This window comes from Kitasatospora cathayae (genome assembly GCF_027627435.1).
Classification (GTDB): Bacteria; Actinomycetota; Actinomycetes; order Streptomycetales; family Streptomycetaceae; genus Kitasatospora; species Kitasatospora cathayae.
In genome coordinates this window covers 3,508,130-3,527,245 of the sequence record NZ_CP115450.1, presented here as the reverse complement: position 1 = coordinate 3,527,245, position 19,116 = coordinate 3,508,130, and the positions used below count along the sequence as shown (strand labels likewise).

Sequence of the window (19,116 nt, the reverse complement as noted above, 5' to 3'; positions counted from 1 at the left end):
AGATCGCTACCGACAGTGGAGGCGCGACCCTGCCGCGGGGAGCGGCGCGATACCTGGTGGCCGTTCCGGTGGCGGCGCTGTGCTGCCTGCTGCCGCTGCTGCCCCAGGCCCTCACGCCCGGGGCGCCGCACTGGCTCGGCCACCCGGCGGACTGGCCCAAGATCGGGTTACTGGGCTTCCTGCACGGCTGCTGGGAGTCGCTCGCCCAGGGCCTGCCGACCCCCTGCTCGCTCCTGCTGCGCCGGCTGCTGCGCCGCTCCGCGCCCGCCGGCCGGGCACCCGCCCGCCCCGGGGTGAACGCCTTCTTCCCGGTGCTGTTCGCCGGGGCGCTGATGCTCCCGCCGGCCGCCGCCGCCCTGGTCGCCGCCCCGGCCGCGCTGCTCGGCGGCCCGACCGGCCCCGGCTGCCGCGGGCGACAGCTGTTCAACGGCTCCCAGCTCGCGCTGTGCGCCTTCGCCGCGTCGGTCGCCTTCCACCTGCTGCGCGGCCCGCAGCTGCTGCTCGGCTCCCGCTTCCCGGCCGCGCTGCTGCCCGGCTTCGCCGCCGTCGCCGCGTTCTGCCTGGTCAACGGGCTGGTGGTGGGCGTCATGGTGGTGCTCAGCGAGGGCCGGCGGGCCGGCGAGGTGCTGCGCGGGGCCTGCTCGGTGTGCGGGCTGCCGGTGCTGGTGCACGCGGCCGGCGGGCTGATGGTCGCGGTGCTCTGGCAGGGCCCGTACGGGGCGTTCGCCGCGCTGCTGGCGCTGCTGCCGCTGTCCATCTCGGCCTGGGTGTTCGCCCAGGGCCAGCGCGAGCGGGACGCCCACCAGGCCACCGTGCAGTCGCTGGTGCAGGCGGTGGAGATCAAGGACGCGTACACCCGCGGGCACAGCGAACGGGTCGGCCGCGCCTCGGTGCTGATCGCCACTCAGCTCGGCATGGAGCCCGAGCGGCTGCGCACCCTGCGCTTCGCCGGGATCCTGCACGACGTCGGCAAGCTCGGCGTGGCCACCGAGCTGCTGCGCAGAAACGGTCCCCTCAGCGAGGACGAACGCCGGGCCGTGGAGATCCACCCGGTGTACGGGTACGAGCTGGTGCGCGGGATCGACTTCCTCGGCGAGGCGCACGCCGGGATCCTGCACCACCACGAGCGGATGGACGGGCGCGGCTACCCGAGCGGACTGGCCGGCGAGCAGATCCCCGAGTTCGCCCGGATCATCTCCGTCGCCGACGCCTTCGACTCGATGACCTCCACCCGCTCCTACCGGCGCGGCCGGCCCGTCACCGAGGCGGTGACCGAGCTGGAGCGCTGCTCCGGCAGCCAGTTCGACCCGGTGATGGTGCGGGCGCTGATCGACGCGCTGGCCGTGCACGAATGGCGGCCCGTGGTGCCCTCCGAGGACTGCGTGCGGGCCGTGCCGGACATCCCGCTCGGGGTGCCCGAGCCGGTGCGGGCCGCGCCCGGCCGGGTGCCCGCCCAGGGCCGGACCGTCCCCGTGGCCGGGCAGCCGTGACCGGGCGCGGGCGCGGCTCCGACCCTGGGCGGGCGGCCGCCGGCCGGACCGTCCGCGCCCGTTCGGCGCGCGGGAGCACCGCCCGCGCGATGCACACGACCGCCGCCGCGCTGTTGGTGCTCGCGCTCGGCGCGGTCGCCGTGCGCGGGGTCGCCGAACCGCGGGTCGCGCTGGCGTTCACCGCGCTGATCGCGCTCGGCGAATGCGTTCGGATCACCCTTCCGGGTGACCGCGAGCAGGCGCCCATCGGCGCGGCCGGTGCGCTGGCGTACGCCCTGCTCGGACCGCTGCGCGGGGTGCCGACCGCGCACGGCACCCTCCAGGTGGTCGCGGTCACCGGGATCGGCCTGCTGCTGGCCTGGCTGCCCGGCCTCGCCCTGCCGCACCGCCCCGGACGTCCGCACCGGCGCCCGCCCTGGGCCGACCAGGCCCGCCGTGACAGCGCCGCCCGCCGGCTGCTCGCGGTCGGCTTCTCCGCCGCCGTGTTCCAGCCGCTCTACAACGGCGGCATGGTCGACCGCTTCTCGCCCGAGGGCCCGGCCTACGGGGCGTTCCTGACCGCCGTCGCCGCGCTGACCGGGCTCTGCGACGCGACCCTCGCGGCGCTGCTGCGCGCCTCCTCCGCCAAGGGGCTGCGGTTCCCGGCCGCGCTGGAGGACGAGCTGCGCTCGCTGTTCGGCATCGGCTCGGCGATCGTCGCCACTGGGATGCTGGTCAGCCTCGCGGCCGGCGAGGTGGGGCTGTGGGCGCTGCCGCTGTTCTGCACGCCGCTGCTGCTCGCCCAGATCTCCTTCCGGCGGGCCGCGGCGGTGCGGGCCACCACCGGGCAGACCATCGCCAGCCTGGCCAGGGCCACCGAGGTCGCCGGCTACACGCCGCACGGGCACGCGCGCCGGGTCGCGGACACGGCGTGCGCGCTCGGCCGCGAGCTGGGGCTGGGCACCCGGGAGCTCGCCCTGCTGGAGTACGCGGCGCTGATGCACGACGTCGGCCAGCTGTCCCTGGTCGAGCCGGTGCCGGACGGCGCGACCGCACTGCTGTCCTGCGCCGAGCAGCAGCGCATCGCCCGCCTCGGCAGCGAGGTGATCAGCCGCACCGGGGTGCCCCGGCAGGTCGCCGAGCAGGTCGCCCGACTGGCCGACCCCTGCCCGGGGCCGGTCGGCGGTGAGGGGCCGGTGCCGCTCGCGGCCCGGATCATCCGGGTAGCCAACGCCCACGACGACCTGCTGACCGCCGCCCGGGGCCGGGGCCTGGGCGAGGCGGTGGGGCGGCTGGAGGCCCTGGAGGTGCTGCGGCTGGGGCGCGGGCGGGTCTACGACGCCCGGGTGGTGGACGCGCTCGCCCGGGTCGGCGGGCAGGCCCGGGGCTGAGGCGAGCGGGCCCGGGGTTGCGGCGGTGCGTGTCCGGGCCGGTGCGGGGCGCTTGGTCGAGGCGTGGTCGGGCGGCACCGGCCAGGGGTTGAGGAGGCGCGCCGCGGCGGGCAGGCTGGGGAGGGGCGGGCCCCAACCTCGGCGGTGGGGAGCGCGGGCGGGGGCGGGCGTGGTTGGATGCGGTCGTAGCGTGGAACACCGACCCGGAGCACCGGGACCCGGCCCCGTCGAGGACGGGACGGGCCCGGCGGTACGGGACTTGAGCGGACGACGACGGCAGGGACGAACGTGAGGATCTTCCACCGGGCACGGCACCGGCCGTCCGCCACCTGGCGGCAGACGACCGACCGGGCCTTCACGCTGATCGGCGACGGCCGCTACGAGGACGCCGGCGCCCTGCTGGTGATGGCCGCCGACCTGGAGCCCTGGCTGTCCGACTCCTGGTTCAACCTCGCCCTGCTGCACAAGTTCCGCCGCGACTGGGAGCAGGCCCGCTCGGCCGGCCTGCGCGCCGTCGCCCTGCTGGACCGCGAGCACGGCGCCCCCGACTGGTGGAACCTCGGCATCACCGCCACCGCCCTGCAGGACTGGCCGCTCGCCCGCCGCGCCTGGCAGGCCTACGGGCTGAAGCTGCCCGGCGGCCCCGGCGGGGACGGCCCGGTCAGCCTGGACCTCGGCACCACCCCGGTGCGACTGTCCCCGGACGGCGAGTCCGAGGTGGTGTGGGGCCGCCGGCTCGACCCGGCCCGGATCGAGGTGCTGTCCATCCCGCTGCCCTCCTCCGGCCGCCGCTGGGGCGAGGTGGTGCTGCACGACGGCGCCCCGCACGGCGAGCGGGTCACCGACGGCGTCGCCTACCCCGTCTTCGACGAGATCGAGCTGTGGGCGCCCTCCCCGGTGCCGACCTACGTGGTGCTGCTGCAGGCCGCCACCGCCGGCGACCGGGACGCCCTGGAGCGGCTGGTCGCCGAGGCCGGGTACGCGGCCGAGGACTGGACCTCCTCGGTGCGGCTGCTGTGCCGGGCCTGTTCGGAGAGCCGGATGGCCTCGGACGACGGCGTCGTCGCCCACCACGACCCGCACGACGACGGCGACGCCGCCCACCCCGGGCACCTCAGCCACCTCAGCCAGGGCGGCGCGGCCGGGATGTCCTGGTTGGTCGAGCGCGAGTGCGGGATCGCGGCGCCGGCGCACCTGGTCCGGGTGCTGCTGGACCGCTGGGTCGCGGCGGCCCCCGCAACCCGGGCTTACCGGGATCTCGAAGAAGTCTGCTGAGTACCCTGGTGAGGTACGCGTAGACCTATTGGAAGCGGAAGACATGGCGGAGCAGCACGACCACGGGCACGAGCACGACGTGGAGGGGGCGGCGCCCGAGGCCCCCGTGAAGGTGATCGGTGAGGAGCCCGACCTCAGCAAGGGCACCGCGCGCCCGATCACCGTGGTCGGCAACCCCGTCCTGCACCGCGAGGTCAAGGACGTCACCGTGTTCGACGGCGAACTGTCCGCGCTGATCGACGACATGTTCCAGTCGATGTACGCCGCCGAGGGCGTGGGCCTGGCCGCCAACCAGATCGGCGTCGACCTCAAGGTCTTCGTCTACGACTGCCCGGACGACGAGGGCGTGCGCCACATCGGCCACGTGATCAACCCGCGGCTGGAGGAGTACCCGGCCGACCGCCGCCGGGTGCTCGACGACGGCAACGAGGGCTGCCTGTCCGTCCCGACCGCGTACGCCGAGCTGCCCCGCCCGGACTACGCGGCGGTGACCGGCGTCGACAAGGACGGCGAGCCGATCCGGGTCGAGGGCACCGGCTTCTTCGCCCGCTGCCTGCAGCACGAGACCGACCACCTGTACGGCACCCTCTACATCGACAAGCTGTCGAAGCGGGACCGCAAGGACGCCCTGAAGCAGATGGCCGAGGGCACCGCGAAGTACGCGACCGTGCCCAACGAGTAACGGCTGCTTGTCAGTTGAAGGCCGGTGCGGAGCCATCCGTACCGGCCTTCGTGCTGTCCGGGCGGCTGCGGGCCGGGGGGGTGGAAGTGGAGTCGGCCGCTACCGGGGGGACGCGTCCAGGGCGGGGGCGAGGGCGGCGAAGGCCCGGTCGGTGAGGGTGGCGGGGTCGTCCGTGCCGTCGCCGGCGCTCCGATTGGTCCCGGTCACGGGGCGAAGGCAGCGGAGAGGATCCGGTTGACCAGGGCGAGGTCGTTGCCGCCGCCGGTGGTGGGGTTGAAGGAGTACGCCAGGCGTCGGCGCAGGTCGCGGGTGGCGAACATGCCGTCGGTGTAGCCGAAGGTGCTGCCGGTCTTGCCCCAGACGGTCACTCCGTCGGGAAGGGTGGCGCGCAGCAGGCCGGCGCTGTAGTAGGCGCGGCCGTGGCCCGGGTCGTGGTCGGTGCCGCCGAGGTAGGGGACGTCGGGGACATCGAACAGCTCGGCCTGCTGGGACGGTGGGAGGAGCCGGCCTCGGAAGAGGTCGGTCAGGAACCGGTCGAGGTCGGCCGTGGTGGAGATCATGCCGCCGGCGCCCGGGTTCTGTTCGGTGATGTCGACCAGCCGGGTTCCGCCGGCCGGCTGCGGCACGGCGATGTAGCCGTGGGAGTGGGGGCCCGGGATGGTGGTGTCGAGCTCCGGGGCGGTGGTGTCGCGCAGGTGCAGCGGCCGCAGGATCCGGGTGGTGATCTCCTGCTGGTAGCTGTGCCCGGTCAGGCTCTCGACGAGCATGGCGGCGACGTAGTAGCCGGTGGCGCCGTAGACCTGCTTGCTGCCTGGGTCGCCGAAGGGGCGCTCGTGCCGGACGGCCTTGGCGACCAGTTCGGCGAGCGGGTGGTCGTCGAAGCGGTGCTCGACGATGCCGTCCGGGGTGGTGGGCAGGTCGTCCGGGGTCAGTTCGGGAAGGCTGCTGGTGAAGTTGAGCAGGGTGCGGACGGGGATGGGCGGGTAGCTGTCGGGCAGGACGTTCGGCAGGTAGCGCTGGACGGGCTGGTCGAGGTCGAGGCGGTCCTCGGCGGCCAGTTGCAGCACCACGGTGGCGATGAACGTCTTGGTGACGCTGCCGAGGCGGAACCGGCCGTCGACCGGCACCGGTGCCCCGGTAGCGAGATCGGCGGCCCCGAACGTCCCGGTCCAGTGGCCGTCCGGCCCGCTCACGCGCGCCAGCACGCCCGTGGTGCGGTCGGGCGCACTCGACAGTGCCTGCCGCAGGGCCTGCGGGTCCAGGTCCGGCAACCGGTCGTCGGTGTGGTCGACCGCTGCTGCCGTCCGGGCGGCGGGAGCCGCCATCGCCGGGACGGCCGTGCCCAGCGTCACCGCGGTGAGCACCGCACAGGCGAGCGCCGCCATCGGCCCCCGCCTGCGTCGGCGTACCCCGGTCGCGGTCCGGGTGTGGGAAGGAGTCGGCTTGATGGTCATGCCAACGACCCTGCCGCACAGTCGCGGTGCGACGGATCAGGGGCCACCCCCGAGTTCTCCCGGATCGAACCCTGATTCCGGCTCAGCGTTCCGGGCCGGCTGGACTGCGCCCACTGCCCGGCCGGTCTTGCCGGGTGCGCGACGCCGGATCGTCCATCCCCCAGCCCTTGGCCGGGAGCGCGGCTGACGCGGTCGCGCGGCACGTCGGCGGGGCCGACTTCCCGCGCACCGGGCTTCGGATGATGTGGCCGCTTCCCACCGGGGGGGAACGCCTTACGGGGCGGCGGAGTTCAGGGCTGATGGATGGTGATCGGGTGGGCGGTCCAGCCGGTCATGTCGCCGATGTAGAGGGTGACGGACCAGCGGCCGCTGCGGGAGAGGCACTCGGCGACGCCCTCGCCGCCGCCCGGGCCGATGCACAGGCGGATGAAGTCCCGGTGGGCGGCGCGGATCGGGCGCGCGGTCGACGAACTGCTGCGGGTGAACCTGTCGATCGGCGACGCCCTGTCGCGGCTCGCCCTCCCGGCGAACAGCTGGCCTGGCGGGCGGGGTTCATCAAGCGGCTGCCGGTGGTGTGGTGAGCGGCTGGCGCCCGTCCGGGCTCCCGGGCGGGGCCCGGGAGCCCGGGGCCGGTGCGGAGCCGTCCGCACCGGCCTTCGTGCGGTCCGGGGCCACTACTGGACGAGGAGCCACTCCGGGCCGTAACGGAAGCGCGGGTCGGCGGGCAGCTTGACGCCCGCGATCTGCTGGGCGGAGCCGCGCATCGCACCCATCATGGCGATCGCGGTGGAGATCGCGTTCGGGGCGCCGGCCCAGGCCTGTTCGAGGGCGCGCAGCATGTCGCTGTACTCCTTGTTGAAGTCGTTCAGGAGCTTCGCGGTGGACTGGTCGGGCGAGTTGGGGTCGCCTTGGCGGGGCCAGCCGCCGCCGGGCACCTTGGCGACCGGGGAGGTGTCCGGCAGCGGGACGGCGTCGCCGGTGAACTCCCACTTCCGGGTCATGTCGTTGAAGACGAGCTTCCGGCCCTCGGCGATCTCCTTGAAGGCGTAGTAGTGGGCGAGTCTGCTCGGCCCGCCACCGGAGGGGTCCTCCGGGGAGGCGCTGGTCCCCTCGCCCTGGGTCTGGATGATCCGGATCGCCCTCAGGACGTCGTCGATGGTCTTCATCTCGATCATCTCGCGCTTACCACCCGGCGAGGTGCTCACCTGCCGCTGACCGCTGAGGAGGTGCGCGTACTTGGGGAAGACGTTGGCGATGCGCTGGTAGAAGGCGCCGATCGTGTTGCCGTCGGCCGCGAAGGCGAGCGGGTTCTCGGGCTTCTCGATGTCGGAGAAGAGCTTGGCCGAGTCGCGGGACAGCCCGCTGAGGTAGACCACCAGCCCGGGGTTGACGCCACCGGGGAGCTCGCCCGGGTACTTCGGGACGGTGGCGGGGTCGGTGAGGACGACCGTGCCGCCGATGCTGGTGAGCATGTTGCAGACCAGTCCGAAGTGCCACATCTCGTCGAAGATGATGTCGCGGATGGTCTGGGCGACCGGCTTGCCGGAATCGGCGTCGGTGATCGACCAGAGCGCGGTGGCGTAGGGCGCGATGGTCGACACCTCGAGCATGATCGCCCGCTGGAGGGCGTCCTTGAGGTCCTTCTCGGTCCAGTCGTCCTCCGCGATGCTCATGAGCTGGACGATGGCGTCGCTCTCGTAGTCGAGGATTCCGGTCGTCACGGGGTGCCCCTTTCGTTCGACTGTGCGCCGGACCGTAGCCGGGGGGCGGTCGTGCGTATGCGTGTGGTGCCGGTGTGGCTCGGGAGTTCAGCCGAACGGGTGGAGCGCGGGGGCGGCTTCCCGCCTCCGGCCGGTGCGAACGCTCTTCGGGGGCCGGTGGGTTGGCCGTCAGCGCGGGGTGGCGTCCAGGGCGGGGGCGACGGCGGCGAAGGCCTGGTCGGTCAGTGCGGCCGGGTCGTCGGTGCCGTCACCGGCGCTCCAGCGCTGGAGCACGACGTCGAAGGCGGTCAGGGCGGTGCCGGCGGCGAGCCGGGGGTAGAGGCTGGTCGCGAGGTCCAGGCCGAGCCGGGTGGCGAGTTCGGCGGCCAGCTCCTCGCGCCAGTTGGCCTGGCGTTCCAGGAAGCGGGCGTGCAGGGCCGGGGTGCCGAGGATCAGCTGCACCACGCGCAGGGTCTGACGGGCGTGGTCGGCGCGGCCGGCCAGGCCGACGTGGTCGGCGTGGCCGGCGCAGGCGTCGATGGCGGCCCGGACGGTGTGCCGCAGGGCGGTGGAGGGGCTCTCCCCGGCGGGCCGGGCGGCGAGCTCGGCGCGCATGCCGGCGCCCAGCTCCGCCAGGAACCGGACGACCACGTCCTCCTTGGACGCGAAGTAGCGGAAGAACGTCCGCTTGGACATGCCGGCGGAGGCGGCGATCTCGTCGACGGTGACCGCGTCGAACCCCTGCTGGACCAGCAGGCTCAGGGCGGCCTTGGTGAGCTCGTCGGCGACGAGCCGGCGCTTGCGTTCGGCGAGGCTCGGGGCGGGGAGGGTGGTCACCCAGCGATGCTACACGTGGGGCCGTTTCTGGCGTGAGGAGTCGTGCTTGACACTTGGTGACATAGACGGCAGCGTGTGACGCGTGACGGGACATCAGGCATGGGGCGTGGAGCGGATTCCGGACCAGACCGGACGGCTGTTCGTCGTCACCGGGGCGAACAGTGGCCTCGGACTGGCGACCACCCGCGCGATCGCCCGGCGCGGTGGCGAGGTGATCCTCGCCGTCCGCGACGAGACCAAGGGGCGTCGCGCGGTCGCGGAGATCGCCGCCGACCAGCCGGGGGCGCGGTTGGAGGTGCGCCGCCTCGACCTGGCCGACCTCGACTCCGTCCGCGCCTTCGCCGAACGGCTGCGCGCGGACGGCGTCCGCCCGGACGCCCTCGTCAACAACGCCGGAGTGCTGGCGCCGCCGCGCACGCTCAGCGCCCAGGGCCACGAGCTGCAGTTCGCCGCCAACCACCTCGGCCACTTCGCGCTCACCGGGCTGCTGCTCGACCTGCTGGCTGGCGGGAGGGACCCCCGGGTGGTCACGGTGAGCTCCTCCAACCACCGGCAGGGGCGGCTGTTCTTCGACGACCTCTCCGGCGAGCGCGGGTACTCGCCGATGGGCTACTACAACCAGTCGAAGCTCGCCAACGCCGTCTTCGGCTTGGAGCTCCACCGGCGCCTCGCCGCCGCCGGCAGCCCGGTCCACAGCCTGCTCGCCCACCCCGGCTACGCCGCCACCAACATCCAGGCCCGTGCGGTCGGCCCGGTGCGGCTGCTGTTCGGCCGCGTCCTGATCCCGCTCGCCCAGACCCCCGACCGGGGCGCGCTGCCGCAGCTGTTCGCGGCGACCGACCCGCGGGCGTTGGGCGGGCAGTTCATCGGCCCCGGCGGGATGGGCGAGCTGCGCGGCGCCCCGAAGGTGGTTCGGCCGGCTCCGAGGGCCGTCGACCCGGAGACCGGGCGGCGGCTGTGGGAGCTGTCGGAGCGGCTGACCGGCGTGCGGTACACGGTCTGACCGGGGCGGACGCACGGGAGGTCGGCGGGGCCGACTTCCCGTGCGCTGGGCCATGGGAGGGGGCTGCTCCCGTTCTGAGCGGGGCCGGTTGTCGGTGGGGGTGCTTAGGGTGGCCCGCAAGATCACCGGCGGGTCGTGCCGGGGTCCGGTGGAGCGATCTCGCGGGGGTATGGCCTGGTGAAGTGGTGGACGAGGAAGCCGGGGGAGGAGCGGGAGCGGTGGGTGCTCGATCCGCTGGTGGGGGTCGGGCCGCTGCGGTTCGGGATGAGCCCGGATCAGGTCCGGGATGCGCTGGGCGGGGCCATCGCCTATGTGTCGCAGGGGCTGGAGGACAGCCTGTCCTGGCAGCGGTACGACGGCTTCGAGGTGACCGCGATCTACGGGCCGGGGCCGCGGCTGGTCGCGGTGGCGGTCGACGCGCTGTCCGGTCCGCTGGTGCGGCTGGGGGAGGTCGAGCTGATCGACCGGGTTCCGTCCGAGGTGCGCGCGGACCTCGTCGAACTCGCCCACCGGGAGGGGGTTTCGGTGCGGGTGAACTGGAGCGGCGATCCGGAGGTGGCGGCCTGGGGGCTGTCGATGGGCGCCGGGAAGGGGTGGGCGCTGTCGCCCGAGGGATACGCGGAGCGGACGGACCGGATGGTCACGGACGCCCTGTTCGTCGGCCCCGAGCCGGCCGAGGACCCGTACCGGAGCGAGCCGGTCAAGAGCTGGCGCAACGTCCAGGAGTGGGACGCGAACCCCGGGGACTGGCCGGTGCGGGCCGACCGGGACCGGCCGCGCTGGGACTGCACGCCGCTGGAGGGCGTCGGTCCGCTGCGGTTCGGGATGAGCCCTTCGCAGGTGGTCGCCGCGCTGGGCGGTGACGCGCCGGCCGTGCGGCGAGGGCGGTACGCCTGGGCTTGGCGCGGGGCCGAACCATGGTGCCTGGAGGAGGACCGCTTCGACCGGGCCGGGGTGACGGCCCACTACTGGCACCCGGAGGGCGTCCCCACCCTGGGCGCCGTGACCGTGCACGGGCGCACCGGGCCGCGGGTCGCCTTCGAGGGCATCGAGCTGATCGGCAGGCCGGTTTCGGAGGTCGACGCGGCCGTCGTCCGGTACGTCGAGGAGCGCGACCTGGGCCTGCGCATCGGCTGTGCCGGGGACCAGGGGCCGGACGGTACCAACCTGTACGTGCGGGCCGACCGTGCCGGGGACGCCGTGGTCACCGGGGCCCGGTTCTGCGCCCCGGACTGGGAGGACCACGGCTGACGCGGGTGCACGGGAAGTCGGCGGGGCCGACTTCCCGTGCAACGGTCAGGCTCAGCCATGCGAGGTGGCGGGGGCCAGGACCGCCATCAGCAGGCGGTTGGCGAGGGGGGGTCGGGGCGCCGAAGTCGGTGCCGAGGTTGGAGACCGAGTACACGGCGTGGACGGACAGGTCGTGGGTGGCGAACATGCCGTTGGCGTAGCCGTCGTCGTGGCCGGTCTTGCCCCAGAGGACGGCGCCGTTCGGCAGCGGGGTGGACATCAGTCCGGCGCCGAAGCAGGCCACCTTGTTGCAGGAGGTGCCGCCGACGAACGGGACGAGCTTGCCCCCGTTGTCCTTGGGCAGGGTGAACAGTTCGTCCTGCTGCGCGGCCGGCAGCAGGCGGCCCTGGAGCAGCGCGGTCAGGAAGCGGTCCAGGTCGGCCGTGGTGGAGATCATGTTGGACGGGTCGCCGCCCTGCTCGCTGGTGTCGACCGCCTGGCCGCTGTCGTCGGTCATGTAGCCGTGCAGGTAGGGGCGGGGCATCCGCGGGTCGTCCTCCGGCACCGAGGTCTGGTTCAGGTGCAGGGGTGGTGAACTGCTGGCGGTTGAGAGTTGTTGAGTGATCTTTGGTGTTCATGAGTGAGTCTGTCGGTTTCCGACGAAGGGTCGTCGAGATGCTTTCGGTTGACCCGTTTCGGGCCGTTGGAGCCGTTGCGTGTGTCACCCTGTGCGTAGTCGAAGGAATCGCCGGGGATCGGGGTGGGGTGGCCGTGTTGCGGCAGATCGCTCGGCCGTTCGTCGCCGATCCCGCGTCGGGTGTGTGCATCCGGGACCGGCTCAGGGGCCTGACCGCCGAGGACGACGCGGTGTTGCGCCTGCTGGGCGGGCACCTCGGATCCCTCGCCTCGCGGGACCTGGCCCGGCGCGTCGCCGACGGCCTGGAACACTCGGCCGAGACGTGGGCGGCCCGTAAGCGGGACCTCACGCCGCTGTCGTCGTCGCGCTGGGCCGGGTCCATCACGAAGGCCACGCACGAGCAGTGGGGTCTGTCCCGGCGTGCGCAGTGGCAGCACCTTCATGGCCTGGAAGCCGGGATCGTAACGATCCGCCAGCGCCTCGCGCTGCCGCTCGGTGAGAAGGGTGCCGGACGCCGGCCCGGCGGCTACCGCTCCCGACGGGAGTGGCACGCCAAGTCCCGCCGCCTGAAGCACCTGGAGCGCGAGCACGAGCGGGTGAGGGCCGACCGTGAGGCGGGCCGGGTGTCGGTGGTGCGCGGAGGGCGCAAGCTCCTCAACAACCGGCACAACCTCCACGAAACCGGCCAGACCATCGGGCAGTGGCGCGCCCGGTGGCAGGCGGCGCGCTGGTTCCTGGCGGCCGACGGGGAGTCGGGCAAGCGCTACGGGAACGAGACGATCCGGGTCACCCCGGCCGGTGGGATCAGCATCAGATTGCCGGCTCCGCTCGCGTATCTGGCCAACGCCCCGCACGGCCGCTACGTCCTGGCGTCGACGGTGTCGTTCCCCCACCGGGGTGGGGAGTGGCGCGACCGTATCGAGGCGAACCGGGCCGTCGCCTACCGCATCCACCTGGACGTCGAGCGGGACCGCTGGTACCTGGACGCGAGCTGGCAGCGCAAAGACCTCCCCGTCGTGCCACTGGAAACCCTGCGGGCCGGTGAGGTGATCGGCGTGGACATGAACGCCGACCACCTCGCCGCCTGGCGCCTTGACACCCACGGCAACCCCACCGGCCAGCCCCATCGTTTCGACTGCGACCTGTCCGGAACCGCCGGTCACCGCGACGCACAGATCCGCCACGCGATCACCCGCCTGCTCCACTGGGCGAACGACACCAGCGTCAAGGCGATCGCGATCGAGGACCTGGACTTCACCGACTCCAGAACCCGCGAGAAACACGGCCGCAAACGCCGCTTCCGGCAACTCGTCAACGGCATGCCCACCGCGAAGCTGCGCGCCCGGCTCCTCGCGATGACCGCCGAAGCCGGAATCGGCGTGATCGCGGTCGATCCCGCCTACACCTCCGTGTGGGGAGCCGAGCACTGGCACAAGCCCCTCACGACACCGGATCGCCCCGTGAGCCGCCACCAGGCGGCGAGCGTGGCCATCGGACGGCGCGCCCTCGGACACCGGATCAGGCGACGGACGGCACCGCCCCGTGCACACCAGAGCGATGTGCACGGGCATCGGACCGCCCAGGCCCGACCCGGTGACCGGGGGCGTGAGGGGAACCGCCCCCGCGTACCCGGACCACGGACACGATCCGTCGGCGCCGAACGCGGCAGGAACGCGGTGGACCAGAACGCCCAAGACCGTTCGGGGCGTTCGGCTGAGCAAAGCCCTGGCAACAGGCCTCACTCCCGCTCAGTCCCTAGGAACGGTTGAGGATGCGGGCGGTGACCTCGTCCTTGAAGGAGTTGCCGGTGGTCTGCTCGATGAGCTTGGCCGCGATGCGGAAGCCGAGGGAGTTGTACTCCTGCTTGGTGCCGGGCGCGAAGTGCGGGCCGGGCGCCGGGCGGCCGTCGTCGGGGCGCAGGGTCTGCTGGATGATCTGGTCGAAGGTGCGGTAGTCGTACCGGTCGGCGATCGTCTCGTCGGCGCTCGCGGGGGGCTTGCCCTCGTCCACGTTCGGCAGGCCGCTGGTGTAGTTGACCAGCTGGCGGACGGTGATCGGGTCGAAGGTGTCGGGCAGCAGGCCCGGCATGTAGTGCTGGACGGTCTGGTCGAGGTCGATCCGCCCCTCGGCCGCGAGCTGCAGGATGACGGTGGTCTCGAACACCTTGGAGATGCTGCCGGCATGGAAGTGCGCGCTCTCCGGGATCTTGCGGCCGGTCTGGCTGTCCACGGTGGAGCCCTTCCACACCTGGCCCGGCTCGGAGACCAGGGCGACCGCGCCGGAGGCGTTGTCGGAGGGCCGGGTCTCGATGGCGGCCTGGAGCGCGGCGGGGTCCAGGGCCGGAAAGGCCGTGGCGGCGGTGGAGCCCGTGCCCGTGCCGCTCGCGGCGAAGGCTTGGGCGCCCGAGACGGCGGTGAGGCCGACGAGGGCGCAACAGGCCAGACCGAGGGCGGCGGTACGGCGGGCGAGCGGCTTCATGGTGGGGCACCCCGTGGGATCAGCTCGGCTGAGTGGGCCTCAGCGACGTGTTCGATCCTGCTGGGCAACGGGCCTGCCCGATATCGGGATCGACCCCGATCGGCCCCTGAGGTGACCCCGAGCTCTGACCGGGGACTTGGTGTCGGTGGGGGTGCTCAGGGTGCCCGACAAGATCACCGGGAGCGGGTGTGGCCGTCCCCGGCCCGGCGTGAATGCCGAGCGGGGGACGACGAGTTCAAGGGGCCGGGTGGGTGGTGATGGTGATCGGGTGGGCCGTCCAGTCGGTCATGTCGCCGATGTAGAGGGTGACGGACCAGCGGCCGCCACGGGCGAGGCAGTGGGCGACGCCGTCGCCGCCGCCGGGGCCGATGCACAGGCGGATGAAGTCCCGGTGGGCCTCGCGGATCGGGCGCCGGCGGACCTGGTCCCAGAGGACGGGCAGGGCGTGGTCGAGGCTGGGGAAGACGGTCGGCAGCATGATGCCGGAGATCTCGGCCCGGACGGCGCTCACGCGGCGGCCGCCTCGGGGGAGGCGGTGATGTGGCACCAGATGAACTTGCCGATGCCGCCCCGGCGCGGGCAGCAGCCCCACTCGGAGGCCAACTCCTGGACGAGGAACAGGCCTCGGCCGCTCTCGGAGGTGAGGGTGCTCGCCGGCTCGGCTCGGAGCTTCGCCGTCTCCGCGAAGCTGCGGGCAAGGGCACCGAAGACGCAGCGAAGGCGCTTGCGTGCTCCCGCGCCAAGATCAGCCGCATAGAGACCGGAGCGTCGGGCGTTCGGCGCCTGGACCTGGGGGTCTTGCTGGATCTGTACGGCGTGAGTGGGAATGAACGTAGTGCTCTTGAGGAGTTGTCCAGGGATAGCAAGAAGCGCGGATGGTGGCACGACTACGGCGACACGATTCCGTCGGCCTATGCGGACTTCCTGGGACTCGAAGGGGATGCCCGGTACATCCGCACATGGCAATCGATGGTCGTGCCGGGACTGTTGCAAACCGAGCAGTATGCCCGCGCGGTACTGGAGGCCAACCCGGCTGCTGTTCGCCCGGAACGCATCGATCAACTCGTCAAGATTCGGATGGAGCGGAAGGAGGTTCTCTCCAGGCCTGACCCGGCCAGATTTTGGGCGATCATCTGGGAGCCTGTGCTCAGGTGTCTCGTCGGAGGCAGGAATGTCCAACGAGCGCAGCTTGATCACCTCGCCGTGGTTGCACAGCTTCCGAACGTAACCTTGCAGGTTGTTCCGTTGGATTTCGGCGCCACGGCTGGTGCGTGCGGAGCGTTCGTGATGTTCGGGTTCACCGACTCGCCGAATCCTGGGGCCGTTTTCCTGGAGACCCTGACGAGCAGCCACTACATGGAGCAGCAAGCAGAGCTGGACGGATATGGTCTGGTCTTCGAGTACCTCCGGTCTTCGGCCCTGAACCCTGCGAACTCGCTGGATATGATCTCCGCAATCGCGGCAGAGATGTGAGCACGAGACTAGACAGAGGTGTGAGCGCAATGGCCCTACCGGAGATGGCTGTTCGGGCTTGGTACAAGAGCAGCTACAGCGCTCAGGCGAATGATTGCGTGGAGACCGGTCGCCTTGCGTCGAACGGGATGGCCGTCCGAGACTCCAAGGGGGGGCTCCCCCCGAGGTGTGGACACCAGTGCTATGCGGCGAGTGCCAGCGTAACTGATCGTTGTTCGAACTCGATCGGGCTGAGGTAGTTCAGCGCGGAGTGCCTCCTGCGGGTGTTGTAGCGGGTGATCCAGCGGAAGACCGCCAGGCGGGCGGCGCGGGCTCCAGGCCAACGCTTCGCGCCTTGGAGGGTCTCCCGTTTCAGCGTGGCGTTGAACGCCTCGGCGGCGGCGTTGTCCGCGCTCGTACCGACCGCGCCGCGACTCCTGGTGACGCCCAACTCCCGGCAGATGTCGGCGAATTCCTTGGACACGTACTGGGACCCGTTGTCGCTGTGGAAGACCGCGCCGTCCAGGCTTCCGTCCCGGGCGGCGGCCGCCGCCTTGAGCGCGTCGGTGACCAGCTCGGTCCGCATGTGATCGGCGATCGACCAGCCCACCAGGCGCTTGGAACACAGGTCCAACACCGTTGCCAGGTAGAGGAATTGACCGTCGCCGATCGGGAGGTAGGTGATGTCCCCGACGTAGCGGGTGTTCGGCCGAGCGGCGGTGAAGTCGCGTCCCAGCAGGTCCGGAACCGGCACCGCCGAGGGCTCGGGGACAGTGGTGCGGACCTTCCTGCGCAGGTGCACGCCGACAATGCCCCGCTCGCGCATCACCCGCTCGACGCGCTTGCGGTTGACCCGGCGCCCGGCATGCCGCAGCTCGGCGGTCACCCGCGGGCTGCCATAGGTGCCGTCCGTTTCGGCGTGGATCGCGCGGATCCGATCGGCGAGCTCGTCATCGGCCTGCCTGCGGGCCTCACGGGCCGGCGCGGCGGCCAGCCACCGGTAGAACCCGGACCGCGAGACCTCCAGCACCCGACACAGCCGCTTCACCCCGAAGGCGTCTCGATGGTCCTCAACGAACTGGAAGCGGCTCATCACCAGTTCGTCTCTCCGGCGAAATACTTCGCCGCCCGGCGCAGGATGTCCCGCTCCAGCTCAAGCTCCCGTATCCGGGCTCTGAGCTGCTTGTTCTCTTGCTCCAACACGGTGCCGGAGCCTATCGGGGCGCCCGAACCGGCAGCCGGAACGCTCTCGGCGCCCTCCCGCTGCCGGGCCCGGTGGGCGCTGATCCAGTTCCGTAGGGTCTCGTGGTTGACCCCGAGATCATCGGCCACCGAGCGGATCGTGCGTCCTGGTTCCGACAGGTACAGCGCCACGGCGTCCGCCTTGAACTCCGGCGAGTACACCTTCATCACCACGGGGGACTCCTCTTCCTCTGGATCTCCGCGATCCAGTGTCCGGGGTGTCCACACTTCGGGAGGAAGGCCCAGGATCCGGATGGGCCCACTCTGCTCTTCCCGGCTGAGGCGTGGGCGTCCTTCCTCGCCGGGGTCAAGGGTGGTGAGTTTCCGTCCCTCTGAACCAACAGCGATGCCCCGCACGGGCTGTGGCCGTGCGGGGCACCTTCGTCTTCGCCAGCGCGCGCCTCGGGTGTGTGCGCCCCTGGTGCGCCTTTGCGCGTCTGGCATCGAGGGCTGCTGCCACGCAAGGGTGGGCCCCGAACGTGTCCGTACCCGAAGGGAGCGACGCATGGGGCAGCACGAGAAGCCGCCGCCGGACCCGGGGCAGGGAACTCCACCACCGGGCAACGCCGATGGGCAGGTCCCGCCTCCGCCGCCGGGGGACGGGAAGCACAAGAAGTGAGCGGTGACCTGGCTGACCGCCGCGAGCGGATGGACGCCGTGATGGAGCAGCGGGGCGCGTGGCCGGCTGACTCGCCGTGGCTCCGTGAGGCCATGGCAGCGCTGCCTCGTGATGCGTTCGCGCCGGATCGGTTGTGGCGGTGGGACGGGTACTCGTACGTGCCGGTCGACCGTGCGAGCGACCCGGCCGGCTGGGCGGACGAGCTCTACGCCGATCCGGATGCGGCGGCGGTCACCCAGGTCACCGATGGACTTCCCTCATCGAGCCTCTCCGGGCCCTCGGTGGTGGCGGACATGCTGGACAGTCTGAGGCTGGAGCCCGGCCACACGGTTTGGGACATCGGCACAGGCCAGGGCTGGAGTTGTGCACTCGCCGCCTGGCGCGCGGGGCCCGGTTTGGTCGTCTCCACCGAGATAGATGAAGGCCTTGCCGTTCTCGCTCGCAAGCGGCTTGCGGCTGCCGAGGTGTTCGTCGGCAACGCCATGAGGAGTGTGCCGCCCGGTGGCCCGTTCGACCGGATCCATGCGACCTACGCCGTCGAGACTGTTCCGTACGAGTGGATCGAGGCGGCCAAACCAGGCGGGCGGATCGTCTACCCGTGGGGTCGGCTCGGGCACGTGGCGCTCACGGTGGCCGCCGACGGGCGTACCGCGAGCGGCTGGGTGCAGGGCCTCGGGCAGTTCATGGCCGACCGGTCCGGGCCGGTCCCGGTCTCGGGCGGCTACGCGCAGGTGCGCGGCACCGGCGACCCGGAATCCGAGCGGATCGTCGAACGCGACCTCGCCCCGCTCGCCGACAACTGGGACCTGCGGTTCGCGGTGCGCGTCGCCGTCCCGGACGCCATCCTGATCACCGGCCGGGACGAGGACGGCGTCAACGCCTGGATCCACGACGGCAACGCCTCGTGGGCGGCCCTGTCCGCGCGGGGCGACGGCAGTGCTGTGCTGCACCAAGGCGGCCCGCGCCGCATCGGGGACGAGTTGCTGACCGCCTGGTCGCAGTGGGAGACCCTCGACCGGCCGACGCCGTACGACTACGGGATCACCGTCACTCCGGAGCAGCAGTGGGTGTGGCTGCGCGAACCCGCTCTGAAGTTCGCTCCGTAGGCGTCAGTTGGGGCCGAAGTTGTCGTACCAGAACAGGCAGAACCTCAGCAGCGCGCCCGGGGCGCCGGCGCCGAAGGCGAGGAGCATGGCTTGGCCGACCGCCACGTCGGTGGGGTCGATGCCCTGGGACCAGTTCACCCGGGCGTCGAGGCCGGGGATGGTGCTCCCCGGGGCGTACGAGCGGTAGGTGCCGCGGGCGTGGGCGATGAGCACGCCGTTGCGGCGCAGTTCGGCCCGGCGGAGGCTGGTCGGCCTCAGCTCGTAGGCGCGGTCGCCGACAACAGCCGTGCGGGTGCGGTTGCGGGCCCGGGTGGTCGGCACGTCGTGCCCGTTGATGTTCATCGCGCCGTGGTCGCGGTCGGGCACCACCGTGACGGTGGGCATCCCCGCCCCCTGCACGCGGGCGATGACGGACGGCCAGCGGTCGTGGCTGATCTGTATCGGCCCGAACGGGCCCTCGATCACACGTTGTTGGAGCTTGGGCATTGCCTGGGCTACTCCTGAACGCCGGGTAGCGAACAGCGGAGCTGCCATCTCGGCA

20 protein-coding genes are annotated in these 19,116 nt (G+C 72.4%); 11 read left to right on the top strand and 9 right to left on the bottom strand.

Features of this window, described 5'->3' with window-relative positions; genetic code table 11:
• The first annotated feature begins 56 nt into the window (after nt 1–56).
• The 4 genes from O1G21_RS15490 to def all read left to right on the top strand — a co-directional run bounded on the left by O1G21_RS15490 (nt 57) and on the right by def (nt 4,817).
• Nucleotides 57–1,490 carry an HD-GYP domain-containing protein gene (locus tag O1G21_RS15490; RefSeq protein ID WP_270144262.1) on the top strand — a complete coding sequence of 478 codons (1,434 nt, stop codon included), beginning with the start codon at nt 57–59 and terminating at the stop codon, nt 1,488–1,490.
• Nucleotides 1,491–1,579: 89 nt separating this feature from the next.
• A complete protein-coding gene (locus O1G21_RS15485; RefSeq protein ID WP_270144260.1) occupies nt 1,580–2,860 on the top strand; it encodes an HD-GYP domain-containing protein in 1,281 nt (426 codons plus the stop codon).
• Nucleotides 2,861–3,148: 288 nt separating this feature from the next.
• The gene (locus O1G21_RS15480) at nt 3,149–4,135 is read left to right on the top strand and encodes a tetratricopeptide repeat protein (protein WP_030282252.1); all 987 of its coding nucleotides are present in this window, start codon (nt 3,149–3,151) and stop codon (nt 4,133–4,135) included.
• Between the two features lie 28 nt (nt 4,136–4,163).
• Nucleotides 4,164–4,817 (top strand): peptide deformylase, encoded by a 654-nt coding sequence (def, locus tag O1G21_RS15475; protein ID WP_405000650.1) that lies wholly within the window; start codon nt 4,164–4,166, stop codon nt 4,815–4,817.
• A gap of 203 nt (nt 4,818–5,020) precedes the next feature.
• Here the strand turns inward: def and O1G21_RS15470 are convergent, their stop codons facing one another.
• The 4 genes from O1G21_RS15470 to O1G21_RS15455 all read right to left on the bottom strand — a co-directional run bounded on the left by O1G21_RS15470 (nt 5,021) and on the right by O1G21_RS15455 (nt 8,808).
• Nucleotides 5,021–6,271 (bottom strand): serine hydrolase domain-containing protein, encoded by a 1,251-nt coding sequence (locus tag O1G21_RS15470; protein ID WP_270144257.1) that lies wholly within the window; start codon nt 6,269–6,271, stop codon nt 5,021–5,023.
• Between the two features lie 290 nt (nt 6,272–6,561).
• A complete protein-coding gene (locus O1G21_RS15465) occupies nt 6,562–6,921 on the bottom strand; it encodes a hypothetical protein (protein WP_270144255.1) in 360 nt (119 codons plus the stop codon).
• Between the two features lie 24 nt (nt 6,922–6,945).
• Entirely contained in the window at nt 6,946–7,992 is a 1,047-nt protein-coding gene (locus O1G21_RS15460; RefSeq protein WP_270144253.1) for a ferritin-like domain-containing protein, read from the bottom strand.
• A 168-nt stretch (nt 7,993–8,160) separates the two neighbouring features.
• On the bottom strand, nt 8,161–8,808 hold the full coding sequence (locus O1G21_RS15455) for a TetR family transcriptional regulator (RefSeq protein WP_270144251.1): 648 nt from the start codon (nt 8,806–8,808) through the stop codon (nt 8,161–8,163).
• An 82-nt stretch (nt 8,809–8,890) separates the two neighbouring features.
• Between O1G21_RS15455 and O1G21_RS15450 the strand changes: the two genes are divergently transcribed.
• Both O1G21_RS15450 and O1G21_RS15445 read left to right on the top strand, forming a co-directional pair.
• Nucleotides 8,891–9,811 (top strand): oxidoreductase, encoded by a 921-nt coding sequence (locus O1G21_RS15450; RefSeq protein WP_270144249.1) that lies wholly within the window; start codon nt 8,891–8,893, stop codon nt 9,809–9,811.
• 222 nt (nt 9,812–10,033) lie between these two features.
• Nucleotides 10,034–11,062: a hypothetical protein gene (locus tag O1G21_RS15445; protein WP_270144247.1), complete on the top strand. Its 1,029-nt coding sequence runs from the start codon at nt 10,034–10,036 to the stop codon at nt 11,060–11,062.
• Here the strand turns inward: O1G21_RS15445 and O1G21_RS15440 are convergent.
• Complete coding sequence (locus tag O1G21_RS15440; RefSeq protein WP_270144246.1) at nt 11,016–11,585, bottom strand: serine hydrolase; 570 nt, start codon at nt 11,583–11,585, stop codon at nt 11,016–11,018. The two genes, O1G21_RS15445 and O1G21_RS15440, sit on opposite strands and share 47 nt — an antisense overlap.
• Nucleotides 11,586–11,671: 86 nt before the next feature.
• On the opposite strand from O1G21_RS15440, the gene O1G21_RS15435 reads away from it, so the two are divergent.
• Nucleotides 11,672–13,447 (top strand): transposase, encoded by a 1,776-nt coding sequence (locus O1G21_RS15435; RefSeq protein ID WP_333493460.1) that lies wholly within the window; start codon nt 11,672–11,674, stop codon nt 13,445–13,447.
• Here the strand turns inward: O1G21_RS15435 and O1G21_RS15430 are convergent.
• On the bottom strand, nt 13,434–14,156 hold the full coding sequence (locus O1G21_RS15430) for a serine hydrolase domain-containing protein (protein ID WP_270144244.1): 723 nt from the start codon (nt 14,154–14,156) through the stop codon (nt 13,434–13,436). The genes O1G21_RS15435 and O1G21_RS15430 overlap by 14 nt on opposite strands.
• A 235-nt stretch (nt 14,157–14,391) precedes the next feature.
• Nucleotides 14,392–14,667, bottom strand: coding sequence for a hypothetical protein (locus O1G21_RS15425; RefSeq protein WP_270144242.1), 276 nt, complete (start codon nt 14,665–14,667; stop codon nt 14,392–14,394).
• A gap of 95 nt (nt 14,668–14,762) precedes the next feature.
• Between O1G21_RS15425 and O1G21_RS15420 the strand changes: the two genes are divergently transcribed.
• Together O1G21_RS15420 and O1G21_RS15415 are read left to right on the top strand one after the other, a co-directional pair.
• Complete coding sequence (locus O1G21_RS15420; protein ID WP_270151007.1) at nt 14,763–15,629, top strand: helix-turn-helix domain-containing protein; 867 nt, start codon at nt 14,763–14,765, stop codon at nt 15,627–15,629.
• 29 nt (nt 15,630–15,658) lie between these two features.
• A complete protein-coding gene (locus O1G21_RS15415) occupies nt 15,659–15,868 on the top strand; it encodes a DUF397 domain-containing protein (RefSeq protein ID WP_333493459.1) in 210 nt (69 codons plus the stop codon).
• On the opposite strand, the gene O1G21_RS15410 is transcribed toward O1G21_RS15415, so the two are convergent.
• Nucleotides 15,811–17,024 (bottom strand): IS3 family transposase gene (locus O1G21_RS15410; protein WP_270144240.1). Its coding sequence is split into 2 segments (ribosomal slippage): nt 15,811–16,719 and nt 16,722–17,024, totalling 1,212 coding nucleotides; the frame shifts between segments, so codons are not numbered across the junction. The two genes, O1G21_RS15415 and O1G21_RS15410, sit on opposite strands and share 58 nt — an antisense overlap.
• Between O1G21_RS15410 and O1G21_RS41795 the strand changes: the two genes are divergently transcribed.
• Together O1G21_RS41795 and O1G21_RS15405 are read left to right on the top strand one after the other, a co-directional pair.
• A complete protein-coding gene (locus O1G21_RS41795; RefSeq protein WP_405000649.1) occupies nt 16,914–17,186 on the top strand; it encodes a DUF397 domain-containing protein in 273 nt (90 codons plus the stop codon). The genes O1G21_RS15410 and O1G21_RS41795 overlap by 111 nt on opposite strands.
• Nucleotides 17,187–17,561: 375 nt before the next feature.
• Complete coding sequence (locus tag O1G21_RS15405) at nt 17,562–18,575, top strand: protein-L-isoaspartate O-methyltransferase family protein (protein ID WP_270144238.1); 1,014 nt, start codon at nt 17,562–17,564, stop codon at nt 18,573–18,575.
• Nucleotides 18,576–18,578: 3 nt separating this feature from the next.
• Here the strand turns inward: O1G21_RS15405 and O1G21_RS15400 are convergent, their stop codons facing one another.
• Entirely contained in the window at nt 18,579–19,061 is a 483-nt protein-coding gene (locus O1G21_RS15400) for a hypothetical protein (RefSeq protein WP_270144236.1), read from the bottom strand.
• Nucleotides 19,062–19,116 lie beyond the last annotated feature (55 nt).